The following is a 20890-nucleotide window of genomic DNA, read 5'->3' as shown; positions in this document are numbered from 1 at the left end:
CCTCAATGGGGATTGTATCTTCTCTACTCAACGCTGGCTCCCCACAACGGCTGAATACTTCTTGAACTACCCCGTTTTCTGTCTTTTCTATGCATCCCGTCACCGATCGCATTTCTGCGTTGGCGCTCGACGGGGACGATCGTGGCGGGCAATGGATGAGGGGCGTAGGCTCTATCGTCTAGCAATTTACGGCACTCCGTGTAACGGCTCCGCTCATCCGTTGAGAACGTTCTCGATTGCTTTGGCTGGCGTGAAGGTCAGCTTCTTCGAAGCTGCGATGGCGATCGCCTTGAATAGGCCGTCGACGATCGCCTTAGCCTGTGTCTTTCAGCTGTTCTCGGCAGCGATTTCATTCGCGGCGGGGAACGGGCTCGAACTTGCTGAGATTTTCTCTCGTCTGGCATGAAGAGCGCCGGACGGGTATCCAAGTCTGCTTCTGCGACCCGCAAACGCCTTGGCAGCGTGGCACTAGCGAGAACACCAACGTTTTGTTGCGGCAGTACTTCCCGAAAGGTACAGACCTGAGCATCAACAGCGCTCATCCGCCGTGCCGCCCTTTCGATCTGATGGGTAAATGTGAATACTGAACACGAGGCCAGGCGAATCCGCCGACGCGTTGCCCAACAATAGAGACTACTGGCCTTAGTAGGTCTGTTGTTCCCGGTTTTCAGCTAAGTGACTAAAGCCGCTTGGGAAACACTCATTGTGCAACATAGTTGTGCGAGACCGGATTTGCCGCAACGCAATGGCAACTCGACTCCGGCCCGCACCAGTTGCTTTTTGGGTGACGAGCAAGGTGCGGCCGGACCGGGAGAAACTCAATGCAGTTCAACTTGATCGCGCTGCGCCGCGCCTCTCTTGGGCTAGTCCTCTTTGCCTGCGCCGTAATGGGCAGCGCCCGGGCCGACGATTTACGGCCGCGCCTTGGCTCCCCGATGCCGGTCGGCCCGAAGGGCGAGCTAGGGGCGCGCAGCGGCAGCACGCCGAGTTCGCCAGCGATCGCCGATCAGCATCGCCTGCCGCGGGATTCCATCACTAAACAGACGCTGGAGCTACTGAGCCGAACGCTTCATTTCGTCGCGACTGCGGGCTCGATCTGCGTGTTAGACGACAAAGGCGAGCCGCAGGCCGATATCGCCTACACATCCTATCAGCTCGACGGGACAGATCGGGCCACGCGTCCTGTGACGTTTCTCTTCAATGGTGGCCCCGGCTCATCCTCCGCTTGGCTGCAGTTCGGCAGTGCTGGGCCCTGGCGGCTGCCAATCGATGCGGAGACCGTCACGCCGTCGGCCTCGCCGGAGGTCAGGCCCAACGCCGAGACCTGGCTCAATTTTACCGACCTCGTGTTCATAGATCCCGTCAGCACCGGGTATAGCCGTTTCGTGGCGACTGGCGAGAATGTACGCAAGCAGTTCTATTCGGTCGATGGCGACGCCGGTTCGATCGCGCTTGTGATCCGCCGCTGGCTCGAAAAGCACGAGCGGCTCTCCTCGCCGAAATATGTCGCGGGGGAAAGCTATGGCGGCATTCGCGGACCCAAGGTAGTGCGCAATCTGCAGATTCAGCAGGGCGTCGGCGTGAAGGGCCTGATCTTGGTCTCGCCGCTGTTCGACTACCGCGTCGCAGGCACGAGCCTTCTGCAATATGTCGCGACGCTGCCAAGCTATGTCCCCGTGGCCCGCGAAGCCAAGGGCGAACGCAGGGGAGCGATCACACGCGCCGATCTCGCAGATGTCGAAGCCTACGCGCGTGGTGAATTCTTGGCTGACCTCGTCAAAGGGCAGGCAGACAGGGACTCCACCAATAGTCTAGCCCAGAAAGTCGCCGCCTTGACCGGCATCGACCAGGCCGTAAGCCGACGGCTGGCCGGGCGCTTTGGCGTCGGCGAATTCCGCCGCAAGTTAGATCGCAAGAGCGGTAAGGTGATTGGCGGCTATGACGCCTCCGCGCGCGGCCTCGATCCCTATCCAGACTCCGATCGCCACCGCTTCGGCGATCCCTCGGGGGATGCTGTGGCTGCGCCGCTGGCGAGTGCCGCCGTTAATGTCTTGACGCGCAAGCTTAACTGGCGGCCGGACGGCTCTTATGAATTGCTCAACCGCGGCGTCAGGCCGGCCTGGAATTTTGGCAATGGTAGCCCCCGGAATCGCTTTCAGAGCTGCGCCAGATGCTTGCGACTGACCCGAAAATGAACGTCCTAGTCGGACACGGCCTATTCGATTTTGTCACGCCCTATTTCGGCTCGAAGTTGGCGCTCGACCAATTGCCGCCCTTCGCCTCGGCGGTGGATCGCGTCAAACTCGTGACCTATTCGGGCGGCCACATGTTCTATTCACGCGACGCCTCGCGGCAGGCATTTCGCGCAGAGGTCGAAGCAATGATGAAGTAGGCTTGTGTTTCATCAAGCGGAAGGCGAGCTGCCGAGGCGACAATGCCACTGCGCTCGTCGACTAGGGCTGTCGTCCATCGTAATGTTGTTCACGGCGCCGGTACCTTGCTTGATGCACGACAGGAAGCGGGCGAAGCCGCTCCGGCAATTGGTCGGACTCTTGAGGATGAGAAAAGGATTCATTGATAGATCGCCTAGAGGATCCGAATGAAGCCGCGGCCCTTCGAATACCATCGTGCTAGTTCCATCGAGGATGCGATCGCGGCGCTTGCCAGCATGGAGACGGGGCGCGGGCTGGCCGGCGGACAAAGTCTAATTCCGATGATGAACTTGGGGCTGGCGACGCCGGATCTGCTCGTTGACGTCGGGAATGTCCCCGATCTGAGGTATGTCCGATTTGAAGATGGGATTCTTCGGATCGGCGCGCTGGTGACCCACAACGCCGTCATAGGGGCGGCCCCCTCCGCACTGGTTTGCCCGATGCTCATTCTCGCCTATCAGAGCGTGGCACATCACACAATCCGCAATCGCGGGACGCTTGGTGGCAACATTTGCATCGCAGATCCCGCGGCCGCTACCGCCAGCGATTGTGGGCACAATGTTGAGCTTGTGGACTGGCACACCCAGCGTGACCATCCCCACCGGTAATCTCTACGACAGTGGCAATTATCCCGCCGTGCTCGAGAGAGCGCTGCAGATCCCGGCTGATTTTTCAAACGGTATTTTTGAAGCGGACAACCAACAAAGTCCGGTGAAGGGACGCATCGCGCGACAGCTCAGCCGTTCGTCGTGTGAGTAAAGCCTGACCGGCAATCAGTGGATGCGATCCACGAATGCGGCTGCGGTCCAATCAAAATCTTTCACCCAGTTAGGCGGCCGCGTGTTCACGATGTGTGCACCGGGAGGTCAAGAATGGTCGGCGTTTCCGAGCGCGGCTGGTGCTGACTGGCAATGCGATCGGCCCTCAAGGCAACGGCGCCAAGTGACGCCGCTCGGGAGCGTGCAATAGCGCGTAGTGCTCAGTTCGCGCAACGCGCCTCGAGCGCATCGACGAAGGCGCGGTCCCATCGACCCTCGCGGATTGCATCGATGGTGCCTTGTTCTTTTTGCTCCTGCGCCAATGCTTTCTCGATGACCGATGCAGCCACGGACCGCGGAAATGCGAGCAGGCCGTCCTGATCGCCGACGACGATATCACCCGCGTTCACGGGCATGCCGCCGACGGTGATCGGGACATTGATCCCGCCAGGACCATCCTTGTAGGGGCCGCGATGGGTGACACCGCGCGCGTACACAGGGAAAGTGCGCTGACGAATCTCCGCGACGTCGCGAATGGCGCCATCGAGCACCATGCCGGCGAGCCCGAGCGAGGCTGCTCCGAGCGTCATGATGCCACCGACCAGTGCGTTGGAGACGTCACCGCCAGCATCGACGACCATCACGTCGCCGGGGCGGCAGAAGTCGTAGGCACGAAGAATGGCGAGGTTGTCGCCGCCGCGCGTCTTCACGGTCACCGCAGTGCCCACCATCGGCGCCGGCGAGTGATAGGGGATTAGCCCAATGCTGCCGCAATTGCGGTGCAGCTGGTCGCTGAGCAGAGCAACTGCGATAGTCCGCAATTTTGCGATCACCGCGGGATCCGCTTGCGGAGCCGAGGGATTCTTTTCGATGCCGGTGTTTGACATCAGGTGCTTCCGATCGGGCTGCTAGCGGAGTTCGGAGACAGCGTGAGCGATTCGATTGATGCCGTCGTCGAGCACATCGAGCGACGTGGCGATCGAGAGGCGGAAGTACGGCGACAGGCCGTAGGCGCTACCTTGAACCACGGCGACGCCAACGCTTTCGAGCAGGTACATCGCGACATCGCCGTCAGTTCCGAGGTGCGCACCGGATGGAGTTTTTCGACCGATCAACCCGGCGCAATTGACGTAAAGATAGAACGCTCCGTCGGGCGGGAGGCAGCTCAAGCCCTCGATCTGGTTGATGCGCGTCAGCATGCGATCGCGGCGGGTGCGGTAGATCGCGACGCTTTCGGTAACGAAGCTCTGGTCGCCGTTGAGCGCTTCGACCGCGGCGGCCTGACTGATCGAGCAGGCGTTGCCGGCGGCCTGTGACAGCAGCGTGTTCAGCGCACCAATCAGATCGGAGGGGCCGGCGATCCAGCCGATCCGCCAGCCGGTCATCGCGTAGGTCTTCGAGACGCCGTTGACCGCAAGCACGCGGTCCGCCAGTTCGGGGGCAGCGTTCAGCAGGTGCGGCGTTGCGCGGCCATCGAAGCGGATGTGTTCATAAATGTCATCGGTCATAACCAGCACGTGGGGATGCCGTCCAAGAATGTCGGCAAGCTTGCGATATTCCGCCGCCGAGTAGCTCGCGCCCGTCGGATTCGACGGTGAGTTGATGATTAGCCATCGCGTCTTGTCCGTGATCGCGGCTTCAAGCTGTCTTGGCGAGATCTTGAAGCCCTGGCTCTCCGGGCATTCGAGGATCTTCGGAACGCCCTCGCAGGCGATTACCATGTCGGGGTACGAGACCCAGTAGGGAGCCGGGATGATCACCTCGTCGCCGGCCTCAACCGTCGCCTCCAGCGCGCTATAGATGCCGCTCTTGCAACCGTTGGTGACGATGATGTCGGAAGGTGCGTAGACGAGGTTGTTCTCGCGCTTCAGTTTGGCTGCAATCGCCTCGCGCAGATCGATGGATCCAGGCAGCATCGTGTAGCGGGTGGCGCCCTTGTCCATCGCCTTTGAGGCCGCGGCGCGAATGTTCGCCGGCGTATCGAAGTCCGGCTCGCCGACGACGAGGCTGACGATGTTCCGGCCCTCCCGCTTCAGCGCCGTTGCCCGATCGGCTGCCGCCGAGCTGGGCGAGGGCTTGATGCGCCTCACCCGTGCGGAAATACGAGGATGGTTCATAGTGATTGACCCTGGCTAAGCGAGGTGCGACGCTAGAGATTGAGCCCGGCACTGGCCAACACGAGTTCAATCTGGCCTGATAGGCATTTCTTATGGATGCTCTGCTCCGGGCTGGAGCAGACGGCAGTCTGAGGAGAGGACGTGAATCTCAGGCGACTGCAGTACTTCGTGAAGATCGTCGACGTCGGCAGCCTGACGCAAGCCGCCGACGTGTTGCATGTGGCGCAGCCGGCGCTCAGTCAACAGCTCGCAACGCTCGAAGGCGAGGTGCGTCAGCAGCTTCTCGTGCGAACCAAAAGCGGCGTGGTGCCGACCGAGGCCGGAAAAGTGCTGTATCGCCACGCCCAGCTCATCCTGCGGCAATGCGAACAGGCGCGCGCCGACATGAACGCGGCCGCAAAGAATATCTCCGGCGCCGTAGCGGTAGGACTCGCGCCAGGGACTGCAGCGGCAGGGCTGGCGCTGCCGCTCCTGGCGGTTCTCTACGGCGGCAAGACTGCCGTCCACGGCCTCTCATTCCAGCCGTTGCTGCGAGAGCCGCTTTACCTCGTCGGCCGCGGCAGCATGGTGGCGCCGCCATCCGAAGTGCCGCTCGCAATGCTTGTTGACACCGACCTTTACCTGGCGCGCCCCTACAATGTCGTCCGCAAGATGGTGAACGACGCTTTCGCGGCCATCGGCAAGGTCCCAAACGTCGTTGCGGAAATCGAATCCGCCAGCACGCTGACTGCCGTAATCTCGGACGGGCTTGGCGCCACCATCTTGCCCGAATCGATGGCGCGGCAGGTCGCATCGTCCTGCGATGCTTGGCAATCCTGCATCATCGACCCGGTGATCGAGGCGCCGCTTGTGCCAGTCCGACCACTTGCCGCTTTCCGAACCGGCACAGGCGATCAAAGAAATCCTGCTGGAGCTGGTGGCCGTTCTGCCGGGAAACCTCCTTGCGCATGAAGAGCGGTCTCAAAAGGCGTCATAGCGGTCCTTTATAGGGGCAAAGCCAATCCGTCTTGGTCGGCAGGAATCGATGGCGCTAGCGTCGAGCCCGGCGTTGCAGGTGCAGCGCCACGATCCCGTGTGGTGGTGGAACATGGATTTGGACCGGGTCAAGACCCTGATCGACGCGATGGCTGCGTCTGATCTGAACGAGATGGAATTCAGCGAAAACGGCTGGTCGCTCAGGCTGGTTCGTCGGGTGCAGCCGGACGGTGTGGTTCGGGTGCCGGTGAAGGTGGCACCATCCGGGCGGCCGTCAACTCGCCCCGAAGCTGATGTCGCGCCGAAGCGAGAGGCGGATGTCGCGGCGCCGTTGTTCGGAATTGTCTATCTCCAACCAGCGCGCCGGCCGCCTTTAGGATCACGGGATAGCCAATCTCGCGTGCGGCCGCGCGCACGACATCAAGATCGTCAAGTAGGGCCGCATCGGGACCGGGGACACACGGAACGCCCGCCGCCCTCATCTCCGGCGGAGCGGCCCGGTGATCATAAGGAGACCTTATCCCACCAAAGTTAATCCGTCTTGGCGAGGAAGTTGCGCGATCGTTTAGCGTGTTGAAAAGGTGAGGAGCCCGATGCCATTCTCAGATTACAGGACTGCTCTCGTTACCGGTGCCTCGTCTGGTATCGGCTTGGCGGTGGTCGAGCGCCTTGCGCGTGAGGGCCTGAAGGTTCATGCGGTCGCACGTAGCGCGGACGCGCTGAGAGCTCTGGCGCGTCGCGTTGGCTGCATCTCGCACGCGATCGACGTCAGAGATATTGCGGCTGTTACCAAGCTCGCTCAGGGTATCGAGGCGGATGTGCTCGTTAACTGCGCGGGAGTCGACCGGCCGAAGAAGTTTCTCCAAGCGGATCCGGAGGACATCGATCTTCTAGTCGACGTCAATCTGCGTGCGATTCTGCATCTCTGTCGTCTGCTCGTGCCTGGCATGGCGGAGCGCGATCGCGATCACGTGGTGAACATCACATCGATCGCCGGCGCTTACAACTTCGCGGGCAATTCGAGCTATCACGCGACCAAGGCGGCTGTCAGCATGCTAACCAGCCAGCTCAGGTGCCGCTGCGGGCCTGATGCACAGAGCGAGGTCGGCATGTCGCACATAGGGCGCCTCCCGATCGGCCTCGGAGTGGACCACGATCGTTCGCAGCCCGAGACGCCGGCACGTCCGCTGGATGCGTAGGGCAATCTCTCCCCGGTTGGCTATGAGAACCGATCCAAACATGGGGTCACGCGAACCTTATCAGTTCTTGGCCGGCTTCGACTTCCTGACCGGAAGCAACCAGAATCGCCGACACCGTGCCGTCCCGTTCGGCGCGAACCTCGTGGAACATCTTCATTGCCTCGATGACAAAGAGCGGCGTTCCCGCCGTCACAGTTTGGCCGACCGAAACGAAGACAGGCGCGTCCGGCGGACGGGATGCTCGACCTGGAGACGGGTATTCATCTCAATGAAGTAGAACGCGGGATCTTCGACCAGGAATTCGAAGGTGCCGACGCCGCGATAGCTGATTTGCCGGCAAGCCTCCGAGCAGCGCTCGCCGATTTCACGGACTAACGCATCCTCGATCTGCGGGGCTGGCGCTTCCTCGATCACCTTCTGATGACGGCGTTGGAGCGAGCAATCGCGGCTGCCAAGCCAGACCGCGTTACCGTGCATATCGGCGATCACCTGGATCTCGACGTGCCGCGGGCGGCCAAGGAATTTCTCGACATAGATGGCGCTGTTGCCGAACGCGCGTCGCGCTTCTTCCCGGGTCACGAGCAGCGCGTCGCGCAAGCCGCTCTCGCTCTCGACCATCCGCATCCCGCGACCGCCGCCGGTCGATTGCTTCGGCAAGCGCGTGCGCGTCACCGAGATCTGCCCTGGCCGGGTAGCAACCGATATCTTCGCCCATGTCCACGGCGACAGCGCCGAAACGCGCGCGAACTTCATCGAAGGCTTTGAATTGCCCGAGGCAAAGGACATCGCCGACGCGATCGCGTTCGCGATCGCCGCGCCGGTCGCGGTAAATGTCGGCTACATCGAGATCACACCGACCTTGCAGGTGCCGGGCGGCTTGTCGACCACTCGCCCCGAGGGTTCCCCAAAACCGGTTCTCTCGAGCTAGACGAGGGGCGCGCGATGAAGGGTTTCGGCCTCATGGCCGTCCTGCTCAATCCGGAGTTCAGCCGGATGCTGGTCCATGGGGTGAAGATGACCTTCATCATGTTCATCGGCTCATGGCTTCTGGCGATGAGTCTTGGAATGCTCCTGCTTGCGATCCGGATGCTGCCGAGCCGAATCGCCAGTGGTTTTGTCGCCATCTACGTCTCCTACCATCGCAATGTGCCGACGCTGGTGCAGCTCATGCTCTGGTATTTCGGCATTTCGAGCTTGCTGCCGGACTCGGTTCAGATATGGCTCGGCGATCACAATGGCGAAGCGGTATTCGCTGTTATCGCCTTGGGATTGTGTCAGGCCGCATATTTCAGCGAGGATCAACGCTCCGGCCTGCGTGGCGTGCCTAGGGGGCAGTGGGAAGCCGCCCGTGCCCTGGGGCATAGCTATTTCGCAGCCATGACCTACATCCTGCTGCCGCAGGCCGTCCGCAACGCGATGCCGGCGCTGGTGAACCATACGGTCTTCCTCTTCAAGAACTCCAGCCTTGCGATGGCGATCGGCGTCGCCGAGCTGACCCACGCGGTCAAAGAGGTGGAGAACCAGAGTTTTCGTACGTTCGAGACCTACCTGATTGCCACGCTCGTCTATCTCATTTGCTCGCTGCTGCTGATGTGGCTTGGTCACCATCTGGAGCAGCGCAGTCGCTTGGCCGGAGCGGTCTGATCATGTCGCTGCTCCCGAGCATGATCGAGATCGTCAGGGACAATTGGCTGTTGCTGCTCGTCGGCCAGTATCCGAACGGCCCGCTTGGCGGTATCGCGGCCACCCTTATTCTCTCAATCCTCGGCATTGCCCTGGCCTTTCCGCTAAGCGTCGTGATGGCGCTGGCCAGCCTGTCGCCGTGGCTGGCACTGCGCTGGCCGGTCATGGCCCTGGTCTACATCACCCGCGGCGTTCCGCTGCTGCTGATCATTCTGTGGGTCTATTTCGTGCTGCCGCTTTTGATCGGCCATAGCGTGCCGGCGTTCGCGACCATGCTGGTCACGCTGGTCGGCTATGAGGCCGCATTCCTGAGCGAGATCGTGCGTGCCGGAATTCAGGCATTGCCAACAGGTCAGATGGACGCAGCCCGCGCGCTCGGGCACAGCCGTCTCGGCGCGATGCGCTACGTTATTCTGCCGCAGGCACTGTTCAACATGATCCCGAGCATCCTCAGTCAGTTCGTCTCGACCATCAAGGAGACCACGCTCGGCTACATCATCAACGTCCCGGAGCTCACCTTTGCAGCCGGCCAGATCAACAACCGGTTGCTGACGAAGCCGTTTGAAGTCTACTTCATTCTTGCCATCAGCTACTTCATCGTTTGCTGGACCCTGACGCAAGCCATCAACATGGTCGAGCGGCGGATTGCCGCGGGCCGAACCGCAGGCCCGGTTGCCGTGTCTGCACTGCCTACCACAGCCGCAAGCGTATCGGGGGCATGACCATGTCGCATGAGACTCCATCCCGGGATGCCGATCCGATGATCAAATTCGTCGCTGTGCACAAATTCTTTGGAGCACTCGCCGCGTTGACTGATGTCAACGCCGAGGTGAGGAAGGGCGAGGTGGTGGTGGTCTGCGGGCCGTCCGGCTCGGGCAAGTCGACGCTCATCCGTACCGTCAACAGGCTAGAGGAAATCCAGTCGGGCTCGGTGCTGTTCGAGGGCAGAGACGTTCATGGCAAGCTGGGTGGCGCGGCGCTGAATCACTTGCGGAGCCGGATCGGATTCGTTTTCCAGAGCTTCAATTTGTTTCCACATTTGAGTGCGCTCGACAACGTCATGCTCTCGCCGATGAAAGTGAACGGTGTCAAGCGCAGTGACGCGCGCGAAATGGCCCTTCGGTTGCTGGACCGCGTCGGCCTCGCGGCCAAGGCGCAGAACTATCCGGGCCAGCTGTCCGGCGGGCAGCAGCAGCGCGTGGCAATCGCGCGCGCGCTCGCGATGGAGCCGCCGGCGATGCTGTTCGACGAGCCGACCAGCGCTCTCGATCCGGAGATGGTGGGCGAGGTGCTGTCCGTCATGCGTGGGCTTGCGCGGGATGGAATGACCATGATGTGCGTGACCCACGAGATGAACTTCGCCCGTGATGTCGCCGATCGTGTCTGGTTCATGGACGCTGGGAGGGTGCTCGAGACGGGGGCTCCGGTCGACTTCTTCCGCTCACCACAACATCCGCGTGCGCAGCGCTTCCTGTCGGACCTACACACGAGGTGAGCGCGGCTGACTTCAATCTGGAGGAGAACACAAATGTCTTTCAAGAATCGTTCAATCAGGCTGGCGGCCGCGATCGCAGCCCTTGTCGGGATTGCGTCGGCGGCGTATGCCGACCAGCTCTCGGACATCATCCAGCGCAAGGAGCTGCGCTGCGGGACCTTCGCGGACGTGCCGCCGTTTGCGGCGCCGGACGCCAAGACACGCGAGATGGTCGGCTTTGACGTCGACCTTTGCAAGGCCATCGCCCAACACTGGGGCGTTGTCGCAAAGGTCACGCCGCTTTCGGTCGAGGCGCGTGTGCCAGAGGTCAAGCTCGGTCACGTCGATATCACCGTGGCGAACCTCGCCTACACGCTGGGGCGCGCCGAGCAGATCCAGTTTTCAGATCCCTATTACATCGCCAAGGAAATGTTGGCAGTGAAAGCAAGCGACCCGGGAACTACTAAAGCCGACTTTAGGGGTAAGCGGCTGGCATCGACCAAAGGATCGACGTCGGAACTCGCGATCAAGATGAACGAATCCGACCCGCTGACTTTCGTCGATACAGGTTCGGCTTTCATGGCGGTTCAACAGAACAAGGCGGTCGGAATGGTAGCGAACACCATGACAATTACCAAGCTCGTCAGCCAGTCCAAGGAGGCGGGGCAGCCGCTGAAGATGATCGAGGAGCCTATGGTGCTGCAGCCGATCGGCACATCGGTATGAAAAAGGGCGAGCCGGCGCTGCTCGCAAAGGTCAACGAGACGCTGCTGGCCATGGACAAGGCTGGGGAGATCAACCAGATCTGGGACAAGTGGCTTGGTCCGAGCACCGAATTCAAGATGACACGTACCGACAAGGTCGCGCCGCTCAGTCAGCTGAAGTTCACGCCGCTCCCATAAGTTGGGAACTGGGGCAATTCATTTCGGCGATGGTGATTGCAAGCGCGTCGCGGTCATAAGGCCCCGTCCTGGCCTTCGACTCGCGCATCATTTTATTAGGACCGTTACTACGAACGGCACCAGGAAGGATGTCACAAGGGCATTCAGGCCCATGCCAAGGCTCAAGAACACACCAGCGATCGCGTCAATCTGGAAAGCGCGCGCTGTACCAATGCCGTGCGCCGCGATGCCTGCGGCAAAGCCTCGAGCCCGAAAATCGATGATGCCTGTCCAGTTCATTAAGGGGGTCACGATGATGGCGCCCATGATACCAGTAAGAATGACCGCGACAGCAGTCAACGACGGATCCGCATGTAGCGTTTCGCTGATTCCCATTGCAACGCCGGCCGTGACTGACTTTGGTGCAAGAGATAGAGTAATTTCGCGAGGAAGCCCGGCGGCCTCGGAAAGCAAGACCACAGATGTGACAGCTGTAACGGAGCCGACAACCAAAGCGGCCAGCATGGGAAAGATTGCGGCGGTGGCCAGCTTGCGATTTTCATAGAGTGGTACGGCGAGCGCGACGGTTGCAGGCCCTAGTCATCTGGAACGAAAGTTCGTCACATTAGTTGATGGCGCGAATCTCAATAAAGGGGGGCGCTTGTGACGAATTTGAAAGGCCGGCCGATCGCACCGTTGGTGCTGAGTCCGCAGGAGCGTACGTACTTGGAGAGGCAAGTTCGTCGTCACCGTGTTGCCCGGTCGCTATCTGAGCGGTGCCGGGCGATCCTGCGGTGTGCGGATGGATTACCAAGCAAGCCTGTAGCCGCCGAACTCGGCATTCACGAACACACCGTTGGCAAATGGCGCCGCCGATTTTTGAAAGACCGCTGTGATGGCCTGCTTGACGAGGCCCGCCCTGGGCGCCCTCGCACCATCAACGACGATCAGGTGTTGCTGCCGTAATCGAGCGGACTTTGCGCACGACGCCGGCCGATGCGACGCACTGGTCGATCCGCTCGATGGCTGAGGAAACTGGCTTTTCCCACACCACGATTCGCCGAATGTGGATGGCGTTCGGTCTGCAGCCTCACCGGAGCCAGACATTCAAGCTGTCGAGTGATCCACTGTTCGTCGACAAGGTGCGCGATATCGTCGGCCTTTACATGTCCACGCCGAACCGAGCCCTTGTCCTCAGCATCGATGAGAAAAGTCAGATCCAGGCACTCGATCGCGGGCAGCCAGTCTTGCCGATGATGCCTGGGTACCGGAACGTCGCACGCACAGCTATGTGCGGCATGGCACGACCACGCTGTTTGCAGCACTCGATGTCGCGTCAGGGTTCGTCATCGGCAAATGCTACAAGCGCCACCGGGCAATCGAGTTCTTGAAGTTCCTCAAAGAGATCGATGGTCAGGTCCCCGAAGGGCTCGATGTCCATATCGTCATGGACAACTACGCCACCCACAAGACACCAAAGGTCAAGGCGTGGCTCGCTCGCCGGCCGCGCTATCATGTTCACTTTACGCCGACTTCCGCCTTACCATGCGCAGCGAGCAGATCGCCTGGAATGATGACTGCCCCGAAGAGCACACTTCGGGTTATCCAAAGTTACCGAGCAGGTATCCTGCGGAGCACGGTGCCATTTGTACTATCCCAGTCATCAGCGATCTGCTAACGCGCTCGGCATGATCGGGACGGTTCCATGAAAGATATCCTTGTCCACCTTGAGAGGCTCCGGGCGAACATCGCCAACTGCGAGGAGCTTGGACGATCGGCTAAGAGCGACATCAAGCGAAATGTCTTCCGCCGCGCGGCGGCGCACTACAAGGTTTTAGCCGCCGAGCTGGAGCGTGCATTAGCCGAAATGCAGACCAAAGAGGCTGGCGAGTAATGCCGCCTCAGTTGGCTTGGGAATGGCACGAATTGCACACGGTCCCACCCAAGTTAGATTTCGGGCATGGGCAAAGAGCTAGCTCGGGGCGAGCCGGTCGCCGCGATGCTCCTGTTCGGCGTTTGATCCATCTCAAGTAGCGCGCGTCGGACAAGTACTGCCTGTCTCGGCAGGAGCACCGAGCGGCGTGATGGTGCAGCCCTGAGATACTGTACGCATTGGCACGGGGCTGACCACCGCCCCCCTCGCACCCCTGCCGATGGCACTTGCCTAAAGGCCGCCCTAAGCCGGAAAAAACCCCAGCATCACCAACGGGAAGTGAACTGGGGCAAGGCACCTTCGAGCCCAGCATCACGAACTGGGCTACCGGGAAAACTGGGTAAGTCCTGCACTGTTCCCTGAGCCCTGTTGCTAGTCCATTGGCATCGCAGCCACAGCTCGACCTTTAACCAAGCGATTGACGTCCAGATCAGCTCAGCTCGCGGCGGCGCGGGTAGCGACCAAGCGCAACCCCCCGTTTGGACCTGTCATTTTTGACAGGTGCGGCGCACCCTTAGATAGCGCACGATGAACTCATAGACGAGGGCCGTGGCCATGCAGCGTTACTACTTCCCGATACTCCACAATGGCCAGGCACAGCCGGACGAGATGGGAGAGCTATTTGGCTCGGCTGATCTCGCGGTGAAATACGGCGCTCGTGTCGCTCAGGATATTGGCAGCGATCCGGAGTTCGACCCCGTTAGCGGCACGGTCGTGTTGGTGTTGGACGAGACGGGTGCTGAGATCGGGCGGCACGTCGTGATGCAATCCATCACACTGAAACAGTGGACCCGCCGAAGAGTCGAAAGAAGGCATAACTAAAATTTATAGATCTGCGGAGTCGGGAATGGCTAAGCTTGTGCCGCTCGGAATTCTGGCGAACCAGTTCTTGCAGCCTACTTGCGCGCAGCCGAAGTTCTCGTTCGCGATGCGTTGGACAGCCCCACCAACGTAGTCTTGGCCATAGCCTTGAGCTAATGGCCAAGGGCTATCTGCTCGCGCGCGACGTCCCCTATGCCGACGTGTTCAGGCTCCAACACCACAGGTTTGATGCTTACGAAAAAGCGAAGAGTCTAGGCATCGAGATCAGCGCGGACGAGTGTCGTGTTTCCCATTCGTTTTTCGAAGCCCGCGCCGCGGGCGCAGGGAACCATTGAGGAGCGAACAAAATCGAAACACCCGTGTTTCATCCGTGTATCACGGAGTGGTCGCGACCAATCGGATAAACTGAAAATAAAAGCTTTTTTTCATACCGAGCGGTACGCGGAATTTGCTAGACCGGAATGCCTGTCACATTGAACTATCTGGCGATTCCGGCAACATCGAACTGCAACCCCAGAATAGCGCGAAATACGGTCAAGACGCCCCGTCTGAGCCTACCGCGCGGACGCCGCCGCGGTGATCGATCCCGGGCGGCGCTTCGGAAAAGGGACGAACTACGACGTTGAGATCGACTTCGAGCTCAACAGGGTGGTTCGGCTAGTGCAAGCCCGAGCGCCACGCCGGGCAGATCACGGACGTCTTCTGCACCTACCTCAAAAGGCCAAGCGCGTCACCCTGCCAGCGATCCTTTTCCCCAACGCTCTCAGCAGGGTAGGCCATGCTCTGGAGGGTGAAGGCTGGGTCGTGAAGGAGCGGCCGCCGGGACGGAAGCCAACTCGCTGCTGACGTTACCGCTGTCCGGCGACAGGAGAGGCCCGTTTCGCCAGATCGGACGGTCCGTTTACCGCACGGCCAAAGCAGGTCCAAGAAGCAGGTGGTGCTGCGCAGCTCCTCTGCTCAGTTTTGCGAGGAGACCGCCAATCCTGCGATGGAACGAAAGAGAGCTTTACTCCCCGCCATGCGCCGACATCTTAGTCCACTCTTTAACGGTCGCGCCATGGGCGTCTATGCCAAGTCGAACGCAACCCGAAATTACACTCGATACCCCTCTTCGCCTCGTTGATGCCGTGAAGATCGCGTTTCCTATGGGTGGAATTTCGGTCGCTGGTCTACGTCGCGAGCGCGATCGTAACCGATTGGTCACCGAGAAGATTGCGGGCAAGGAATTTACAACCCTGGCTCATATCCAACGGATGAGAGAGCTATGCCGCGAAGAACTAAGGGAGCCCGACTTCAGCTCAAGGCTGCCCGCCGAAATAAGAGCGGAAAGATCACTCACCAGGCAACCTGGATCATCAGAGACAACGGCCGGGATGTCAGCACAGGCTGCGCTGCAGATGAGATTGCGGCCGCCGAGGAAAAACTAAAGGACTACATAACGTCTAAACACACGCCGAAGCGACGAATTCGCCACATAGATGACATCGCAGTTGCGGACGTGCTCTCGATCTATTTAGACGCGCAATTGGACAAACTTCGCGACCGTTTCAGCGTCGATGGCGAGAGCGAAAATGCCATCCCCGATATCCGCAAGTTCAAAAAGCGGATCGAGCGGTTGAACGACTGGTGGGGAGCAAAAATGCTAGGCGAAGTAAATGGGGAGGCGTGTCGCTCGTTTGTCAAGAAGCGCGCCACGAGGGGAGGCTCGCGCCGAGACCTTGAAGACCTCCGCGCAGCCATTGGTCACCATGCGGCCGAAGGATTTCATCGGGAAATCGTCAAGATATCGCTGCCACAGAAGGGCCGACCTCGGGACAAGTGGTTGACGCGGAGCGATGCGGCGAAACTGATTTGGACCTGCTGGCGCTATCGCGAAATGCAAAAGGGCTCTCGTCGGCCGACCGACGATGTGAAGGTCCCGACAAGCAAGCGTCCACTGCGCCATCTTGCACGGTTTATTTTATTGGGGATCTACAGCGGTACTCGTGCTGGAGCTATCGCAGCTGCATCTCCCATTCCGGCTATTGGTCGCTCTTACGTCGACTTAGAGCGCGGCCGCTACTACCGCCTGAAGCAGGGCAGCGCGAAAACCAACAAACGGCAGCCAACCGTGCCAATCCCCTTGCGCTTGCTTGCGCACCTGCGGCGCTGGCACCGAGCTAATCCAGAGGCGAAGCATTTCGTGGAGTACAACGGGAATGCTGTGACCTCGGTCAAGACGGCATTCAAGAGTGCTGTCAGGCTCGCAGGCCTAGGCCCGGGAATCTCCCCTCACACTTTGCGGCACACCGCAGCGACTTGGCTTATGCAGCGAGGGGCAGATCCGTGGCAAGCGGCGGGCTATCTCGGAATGTCGCTCGAGGTGCTGCTCAACACTTACGGCCATCACCATCCCGACTATTTGTCGGATGCGGTGGAAAAAATCGCCAGTCGCGATCCGGCTGGGGAAAGAAAATCGCACGTTTCTAGTCCGATATCTGGTGCGGTTATTCCGATTCGGCGAAATGACGCCTGATAAGTTACTGAAATATCCGGTGGACGCTGGATACGTATCTCTTTGCAGAATCTCGCCTCTACATTCGGGAATTGTCATAATCTGCTCTTCGGCCCTGCAAAACATGCCAAGTTCATTCTGCTGGCTAATCCGAACAACCCCACGGGCTCGTTCGTGCCTATTGCTGAGATCGAGCGACTCGTAGCGCAATATGACCGGCTGGTCGTCCTGGATGAGTCCTATATTGATTTCGCACCGGAGAACGGGCTGCATCTGGTCGATCGCTATTCGAATGTTCTGGTGTTGCGCACGTTCTCTAAGAGCTACGCGGTCGCGGGAATTCGCATTGGCTTCGCGTTCGGCCATCCCGAGCTGATTGGAAGACTTCGCGCCCTTCAGAATATGTTTAACATGAATGTGGTGGCTCATGCCGTCGGTATGAGTGTCCTTGCCCACCGCAGCGCTTACGACGAGAACCATAAGCATATCAAGAATGAGCGGCAGCGGATTTCGAACGCCCTTTCCGGCTTCGGCTTCTCGATACTGCCCTCACACGCAAATTTTCTGCTTGCCTGTGTCCCTGCCGGTCGGGACGGAAGATGGTGGGAAGCGCTTTGGAACGTCAGAAGATCCTCGTTGCCACCTTTCCGGATGACGGCCTGGAAGATTGCATTCGCGTTAGCGTCGGCACAAGTGAGCAGATGGAGGCCTTTCTTGCTGCCGTCAGCAAGGTTCGCCGTGCTGCAGATCGCTACACTTGATCATCATTCTACTGGCGTCTGGCACGTGCACGAGAGGTTCTGCGCCGCCTGCTCTTGTCCCGAGCTGAGACGCCTCGACGTCTACTGGACGAGCGCCTTGAATCCCATCGCCGCCGGGCAATCAATACTGGTCTGCATCACAAGCAACACACCGCGCCTACTACTCCAATCGTTTGCAAGCCCGCGGACTCAAACTCCCAAGCTGGAGATAATCAAGTGACTAACACCACTGCTTCAAACCCAACTTGCGGCATCTTCGATCATTTTGATGATAGTGGGCGCAACATCACCGAGCAATACGCAGACCGTTTAGTGTTGGCCGAGGCCTACGATCGGCTCGGATTCTACGCCTATCATCTGGCCGAGCATCACTGTACCCCCCATGGAGGAAGGCCGTCCCCGAACGTGTTTCTGTCCAGCGTCATACAGCGCACCCGCCGGCTTCGCGTCAACCAGTTGGTCATGCTGCTTAACCTGTACCACCCGCTGCGTGCCTTCGAGGAGATCTGCATGTTGGACCACTTGAGTAATGGCAGACTTGAAGTCGGTATTGGTCGTGGTTCACTCCCAATGGAGCTGACCTATTTCGACGTAAATCCGGATGTGGCTTCTAGTCGCTACGAGGAAGCATCTCAGATCCTTGTCAATGCAATGAATGGCGGCGTTCTAAACTATAGGGGCCAGCATTTTGTTTTGGACGATGTTCCCTTAACTCTTCCGTCTCATCAGCGTCCGCACCCCCCGACGTGGGTCGCCACAAACCGGCCAGAGTCGGCCGGTTGGGCTGCGGCCAATGGCGCAAACCTTGCCTGTGTCGGACCGTCTTCTGTTGTTCGCAAAGTCACCGACGTATTTCGCGCTCATGGAAACCTTAGGCGCCCGGCCGACGGTGGGGACCTGTTTATTGCTTTGCTCCGCATGATTGTGATCGGACGTTCCGAGGCAGAGGCCTATTTGCTTGCCGCACCTGCTTGCGAGCGGTGGCTCACTAACTTTAAGTTCCTTTACGAAATGAACGACATACCGCTGCCCGCCAACCTTCCTCCGACCTTCGAGGCCGCAATCGCAAGCGAACTATGCGTCGTAGGAACACGCGCTTCTGTGCGGCAGATCGTTCTTCAACATCTGGAAGAGGCCGGCGCTAATTATCTCCTTTGTCAGCCTGCATTTGGAAATCTGTCAGTCGATGCAGCCATCAATACCGCATCTGCCATCCACTCTGAGTTCATCGCGCCAGGCGGGTGATTGGCGCACCATCACAGCATGCGTCTGGTAGGCACAGTCAGAGGTTCCGGGCTTCTAGCATTTGGCGAGAAACTTCAGTTCACCAGGAACGGTAGGAGGGTGTCGGCATGAGACTTTGTCAAGCTCGATCTCGCCGTCGAGAACATTGAGAGCCTCGAAGAGATGGTAAGTCGCAAAGCTCGCCTTCGCTTGCTCGCGGAATCCTGAGTGCGCGCATCGAATTCCAACGCGCGAGCTACGCATTTGCCGCACCTTTGAGCCATGCTCGCTTCAACGGCAACTAACCCAATTCTGGGCACGCCAGGTCATTTTTCATTCCTTCAAACCTAATCCGGGACAATGGCATGGATCTTTTCGGCGTGCCTGACGCCGGCATCGATCTTATCGGTCTTGACATGAGCCTGGGCGATCGCCTTTACGCGACACACAGCATCGATTTGGCCCGTACCCAAAGGGCGCCTAGCGCGCTATCTCAGAATGCCGCTGCAGGTGCTGCTCAACAAGTTAGCCGCCACATTCCGACTATTTGTGCGATGCCGTCGACAAGAGCGACCCACCCAGTGAACGAAAAGCGCACGTATCTGGTGCGGTTTCTGGTGCGGTGATTTCAGTCTGGCGACTTGGTGGCTGATAACTTATTGATTTCTTTGGTGGGCCCGGCAGGACTCGAACCTGCAACCAGACCGTTATGAGCGGCCGGCTCTAACCATTGAGCTACAGGCCCCGCCGCGAGACGGCTCGCGGGAATGTGCGGCCGGCAACGGTGCGCGGTTCGTTTACAGGGATGGAGGCGGGGGTGCAATGCCGGGGCGGGCGGATGGTGGGGACGGCGACGCGATTTCTGAATTGCCGAATTTTGCCATGGTGGCGTTATGCGCCTGTTTTGCCCGACGAGTCAACCGCCTCCCGGTGGTTTTGGTTTTCGCTGCCGTAACCCGCTGAAATCCCCTGCCTTTCTACTGTGCATGGGGTTGTTTTCGCGTTTTGGTGGGAGGGGTCCCGGCCCCCGGCGAATGACCGGCGGCCGGCCGCCCGCTCAGTCCACCGAGACCCCGGCGAACTCCACGACCTTGCGCCACTTCTCGGTCTCGTCGGCGACGAGCTTGCCGAACTCGGCCGGTGTCATCGGCTTGGGGATGCCGCCGGTCTCGGCGAGGCGCGCGACCAGCTTCGGGTCCTTCAGCGCTTCGCCGACCGCCTTGTTGAGGATCTCGACGATCTCGGCCGGCGTGCCCTTCGGCGCGGAGATGCCGTAGAATCCGACCGATTCGAAGCCCGGCACGGTCTCGGCGATGGCGGGCACGTCGGGCAGGGCGGGCCAGCGCTGCGGCGAGGTCACGCCGAGCGCGCGGACGCTGCCGCCCTTCGACTGCTCGAGCGCGGAAGGCAGGTTGTCGAAGATCAGCTGCACCTTGTTGGAGATGATGTCGGGGAAGGCGATCGCCGATCCGCGATAGGGCACGTGCACCATGTCGCACTTGGTCATCGCCTTGAACAGCTCCGCCGACATGTGCACCGAGGTGCCGTTGCCCGACGAGGCGAACGAGATCTTGCCCGGATTGGCCTTGCAATAGTCGATGAACTCCTGAACCGTCTTCACCGGCATCGCGTTGGAGACGACCAGCATGTTGGTGAGTTGCATGATGCTCGCGACCGGCGTGGTGTCGCGCAGGAAGTCGAACGGCAGCTTCTTGTAGAGCGAGGTCGAGATCGCGTTGTTGGGCGCGACGAACAGCAGCGTGTAGCCGTCGGGGGCTGCGTTGATCGCCGCCGCGGCCGCGATGTTGCCGCCGGAGCCGGTGCGGTTCTCGACGATGAATTGCTGGCCGAGATGGTCCGACAGCCACTGCGCCATGATGCGCGCGACGATGTCGACCGGGCCTCCGGCGGCAAAGCCGATCAGCCAGTGCACGGGGCGATCAGGATAGGCGGCGGAGGCGGGCGGGGTGGCGGCGAAAAGACCTGACAGAAAGACCAGCCCGAAAACAGCGCACCGCAAAAGTCGCAACATGTCGCCTCCCATTGTTCTATTGTCGTTGTCGGCATGCTTTCACAAAAAACCCCCGCTGCCTACATTGCCTCCAGTCGATGTTGACGCAGGCGCAGCCGGAACGAT

The 20890-nt window shown here is 60.0% G+C and carries 18 protein-coding genes, 1 tRNA gene and 11 pseudogenes; 21 read left to right on the top strand and 9 right to left on the bottom strand.

What is annotated here, in order from left to right; genetic code table 11:
* Positions 1–151: 151 nt before the first annotated feature.
* The 5 genes and pseudogenes from BM222_RS40950 (at position 152) to BM222_RS40945 (ending at position 3191) form a co-directional block, all read left to right on the top strand.
* Positions 152–406 carry a hypothetical protein gene (locus tag BM222_RS40950; protein WP_177243077.1) on the top strand — a complete coding sequence of 85 codons (255 nt, stop codon included), beginning with the start codon at positions 152–154 and terminating at the stop codon, positions 404–406.
* Positions 407–410: 4 nt separating this feature from the next.
* Positions 411–536: pseudogene (locus BM222_RS41960) on the top strand (IS30 family transposase); the annotation flags it as partial.
* Positions 537–821: 285 nt separating this feature from the next.
* A pseudogene (locus BM222_RS08780) lies at positions 822–2392 on the top strand (S10 family peptidase).
* A 207-nt stretch (positions 2393–2599) separates the two neighbouring features.
* Positions 2600–3040 (top strand): FAD binding domain-containing protein, encoded by a 441-nt coding sequence (locus BM222_RS08775; RefSeq protein WP_092227879.1) that lies wholly within the window; start codon positions 2600–2602, stop codon positions 3038–3040.
* Entirely contained in the window at positions 3021–3191 is a 171-nt protein-coding gene (locus BM222_RS40945) for a hypothetical protein (RefSeq protein ID WP_177243092.1), read from the top strand. Before BM222_RS08775 ends, BM222_RS40945 begins: the two co-directional genes overlap by 20 nt.
* Positions 3192–3411: 220 nt before the next feature.
* Here the strand turns inward: BM222_RS40945 and BM222_RS08770 are convergent, their stop codons facing one another.
* A complete protein-coding gene (locus BM222_RS08770; protein WP_092227878.1) occupies positions 3412–4077 on the bottom strand; it encodes an RraA family protein in 666 nt (221 codons plus the stop codon).
* A gap of 21 nt (positions 4078–4098) precedes the next feature.
* Positions 4099–5307 (bottom strand): aspartate transaminase, encoded by a 1209-nt coding sequence (locus tag BM222_RS08765; protein ID WP_092227877.1) that lies wholly within the window; start codon positions 5305–5307, stop codon positions 4099–4101.
* 141 nt (positions 5308–5448) lie between these two features.
* Here BM222_RS08765 and BM222_RS08760 point away from each other — a divergent pair, with 141 nt between their 5' ends.
* The gene (locus BM222_RS08760) at positions 5449–6258 is read left to right on the top strand and encodes a LysR family transcriptional regulator (protein WP_244547052.1); all 810 of its coding nucleotides are present in this window, start codon (positions 5449–5451) and stop codon (positions 6256–6258) included.
* Between the two features lie 224 nt (positions 6259–6482).
* On the opposite strand, the gene BM222_RS43250 is transcribed toward BM222_RS08760, so the two are convergent.
* Positions 6483–6764: an ATP-binding protein gene (locus BM222_RS43250; protein ID WP_092227876.1), complete on the bottom strand. Its 282-nt coding sequence runs from the start codon at positions 6762–6764 to the stop codon at positions 6483–6485.
* A 111-nt stretch (positions 6765–6875) separates the two neighbouring features.
* On the opposite strand from BM222_RS43250, the pseudogene BM222_RS08750 reads away from it, so the two are divergent.
* Positions 6876–7355: pseudogene (locus BM222_RS08750) on the top strand (SDR family oxidoreductase); the annotation flags it as partial.
* Here the strand turns inward: BM222_RS08750 and BM222_RS08745 are convergent.
* From BM222_RS08745 to BM222_RS08735, 3 pseudogenes are all read right to left on the bottom strand, one after another.
* A pseudogene (locus tag BM222_RS08745) lies at positions 7356–7523 on the bottom strand (biotin carboxylase N-terminal domain-containing protein); the annotation flags it as partial. It lies immediately after the preceding pseudogene.
* Positions 7524–7527: 4 nt separating this feature from the next.
* Positions 7528–7680 (bottom strand): annotated as a pseudogene (locus BM222_RS08740) (acyl-CoA carboxylase biotin carboxyl carrier protein subunit); the annotation flags it as partial.
* Between the two features lie 32 nt (positions 7681–7712).
* Positions 7713–8120, bottom strand: a pseudogene (locus BM222_RS08735) (ATP-binding protein); the annotation flags it as partial.
* Position 8121: 1 nt separating this feature from the next.
* Here BM222_RS08735 and BM222_RS08730 point away from each other — a divergent pair.
* The 6 genes and pseudogenes from BM222_RS08730 to BM222_RS43240 form a co-directional block, all read left to right on the top strand.
* Positions 8122–8409: pseudogene (locus BM222_RS08730) on the top strand (SDR family NAD(P)-dependent oxidoreductase); the annotation flags it as partial.
* A 14-nt stretch (positions 8410–8423) separates the two neighbouring features.
* A complete protein-coding gene (locus tag BM222_RS08725) occupies positions 8424–9125 on the top strand; it encodes an amino acid ABC transporter permease (protein WP_092227875.1) in 702 nt (233 codons plus the stop codon).
* A gap of 2 nt (positions 9126–9127) precedes the next feature.
* Positions 9128–9886: an amino acid ABC transporter permease gene (locus BM222_RS08720; protein WP_502690876.1), complete on the top strand. Its 759-nt coding sequence runs from the start codon at positions 9128–9130 to the stop codon at positions 9884–9886.
* The gene (locus BM222_RS08715) at positions 9883–10659 is read left to right on the top strand and encodes an amino acid ABC transporter ATP-binding protein (RefSeq protein WP_502690875.1); all 777 of its coding nucleotides are present in this window, start codon (positions 9883–9885) and stop codon (positions 10657–10659) included. Before BM222_RS08720 ends, BM222_RS08715 begins: the two co-directional genes overlap by 4 nt.
* Positions 10660–10692: 33 nt before the next feature.
* Positions 10693–11037, top strand: a pseudogene (locus BM222_RS43245) (transporter substrate-binding domain-containing protein); the annotation flags it as partial.
* 95 nt (positions 11038–11132) lie between these two features.
* Positions 11133–11540, top strand: coding sequence for a transporter substrate-binding domain-containing protein (locus BM222_RS43240; RefSeq protein WP_502690878.1), 408 nt, complete (start codon positions 11133–11135; stop codon positions 11538–11540).
* An 87-nt stretch (positions 11541–11627) separates the two neighbouring features.
* Here the strand turns inward: BM222_RS43240 and BM222_RS08705 are convergent.
* Positions 11628–12119 (bottom strand): annotated as a pseudogene (locus BM222_RS08705) (LrgB family protein); the annotation flags it as partial.
* A gap of 63 nt (positions 12120–12182) precedes the next feature.
* On the opposite strand from BM222_RS08705, the pseudogene BM222_RS08700 reads away from it, so the two are divergent.
* The 8 genes and pseudogenes from BM222_RS08700 (at position 12183) to BM222_RS39875 (ending at position 19379) form a co-directional block, all read left to right on the top strand.
* Positions 12183–13197, top strand: a pseudogene (locus BM222_RS08700) (IS630 family transposase).
* Positions 13198–13224: 27 nt separating this feature from the next.
* Complete coding sequence (locus BM222_RS08695; protein WP_092227874.1) at positions 13225–13413, top strand: hypothetical protein; 189 nt, start codon at positions 13225–13227, stop codon at positions 13411–13413.
* A 594-nt stretch (positions 13414–14007) separates the two neighbouring features.
* A complete protein-coding gene (locus BM222_RS08690) occupies positions 14008–14274 on the top strand; it encodes a DUF6894 family protein (protein WP_092227873.1) in 267 nt (88 codons plus the stop codon).
* A 155-nt stretch (positions 14275–14429) separates the two neighbouring features.
* Complete coding sequence (locus BM222_RS08685; protein WP_092227872.1) at positions 14430–14609, top strand: hypothetical protein; 180 nt, start codon at positions 14430–14432, stop codon at positions 14607–14609.
* A gap of 929 nt (positions 14610–15538) precedes the next feature.
* Entirely contained in the window at positions 15539–16789 is a 1251-nt protein-coding gene (locus tag BM222_RS08670; protein ID WP_177243091.1) for a tyrosine-type recombinase/integrase, read from the top strand.
* Positions 16790–16864: 75 nt separating this feature from the next.
* Positions 16865–17529, top strand: a pseudogene (locus tag BM222_RS08665) (pyridoxal phosphate-dependent aminotransferase); the annotation flags it as partial.
* Positions 17530–17745: 216 nt separating this feature from the next.
* Positions 17746–18774: an LLM class flavin-dependent oxidoreductase gene (locus BM222_RS08660; RefSeq protein WP_092227870.1), complete on the top strand. Its 1029-nt coding sequence runs from the start codon at positions 17746–17748 to the stop codon at positions 18772–18774.
* Positions 18775–19118: 344 nt separating this feature from the next.
* Positions 19119–19379 carry a hypothetical protein gene (locus BM222_RS39875; protein ID WP_143105919.1) on the top strand — a complete coding sequence of 87 codons (261 nt, stop codon included), beginning with the start codon at positions 19119–19121 and terminating at the stop codon, positions 19377–19379.
* A gap of 43 nt (positions 19380–19422) precedes the next feature.
* On the opposite strand, the gene BM222_RS08655 is transcribed toward BM222_RS39875, so the two are convergent.
* Both BM222_RS08655 and BM222_RS08650 read right to left on the bottom strand, forming a co-directional pair.
* Positions 19423–19498, bottom strand: a tRNA-Ile gene (locus BM222_RS08655).
* 312 nt (positions 19499–19810) lie between these two features.
* A complete protein-coding gene (locus BM222_RS08650; RefSeq protein ID WP_092227971.1) occupies positions 19811–20785 on the bottom strand; it encodes a Bug family tripartite tricarboxylate transporter substrate binding protein in 975 nt (324 codons plus the stop codon).
* Positions 20786–20890: the final 105 nt, after the last annotated feature.

It is taken from the genome of Bradyrhizobium sp. Gha (assembly GCF_900113735.1).
Taxonomy (GTDB): domain Bacteria; phylum Pseudomonadota; class Alphaproteobacteria; order Rhizobiales; family Xanthobacteraceae; genus Bradyrhizobium.
Note: the sequence above shows the minus strand (reverse complement) of the source record. Positions and strands in the feature narration are given on the sequence as shown.

Bases quoted from the DNA above. Each gene is read 5' to 3' on its own strand.
- BM222_RS40950 (WP_177243077.1), top strand. From the start codon at position 152: ATGGATGAGGGGCGTAGGCTCTATCGTCTAGCAATTTACGGCACTCCG.
- BM222_RS08775 (WP_092227879.1), top strand. From the start codon at position 2,600: ATGAAGCCGCGGCCCTTCGAATACCATCGTGCTAGTTCCATCGAGGAT.
- BM222_RS08770 (WP_092227878.1), bottom strand. From the start codon at position 4,077: ATGTCAAACACCGGCATCGAAAAGAATCCCTCGGCTCCGCAAGCGGAT.
- BM222_RS08765 (WP_092227877.1), bottom strand. From the start codon at position 5,307: ATGAACCATCCTCGTATTTCCGCACGGGTGAGGCGCATCAAGCCCTCG.
- BM222_RS43250 (WP_092227876.1), bottom strand. From the start codon at position 6,764: ATGAGGGCGGCGGGCGTTCCGTGTGTCCCCGGTCCCGATGCGGCCCTA.
- BM222_RS08725 (WP_092227875.1), top strand. From the start codon at position 8,424: ATGAAGGGTTTCGGCCTCATGGCCGTCCTGCTCAATCCGGAGTTCAGC.
- BM222_RS08720 (WP_502690876.1), top strand. From the start codon at position 9,128: ATGTCGCTGCTCCCGAGCATGATCGAGATCGTCAGGGACAATTGGCTG.
- BM222_RS08715 (WP_502690875.1), top strand. From the start codon at position 9,883: ATGACCATGTCGCATGAGACTCCATCCCGGGATGCCGATCCGATGATC.
- BM222_RS08695 (WP_092227874.1), top strand. From the start codon at position 13,225: ATGAAAGATATCCTTGTCCACCTTGAGAGGCTCCGGGCGAACATCGCC.
- BM222_RS08690 (WP_092227873.1), top strand. From the start codon at position 14,008: ATGCAGCGTTACTACTTCCCGATACTCCACAATGGCCAGGCACAGCCG.
- BM222_RS08685 (WP_092227872.1), top strand. From the start codon at position 14,430: ATGGCCAAGGGCTATCTGCTCGCGCGCGACGTCCCCTATGCCGACGTG.
- BM222_RS08670 (WP_177243091.1), top strand. From the start codon at position 15,539: ATGCCGCGAAGAACTAAGGGAGCCCGACTTCAGCTCAAGGCTGCCCGC.
- BM222_RS39875 (WP_143105919.1), top strand. From the start codon at position 19,119: ATGGATCTTTTCGGCGTGCCTGACGCCGGCATCGATCTTATCGGTCTT.
- BM222_RS08650 (WP_092227971.1), bottom strand. From the start codon at position 20,785: ATGTTGCGACTTTTGCGGTGCGCTGTTTTCGGGCTGGTCTTTCTGTCA.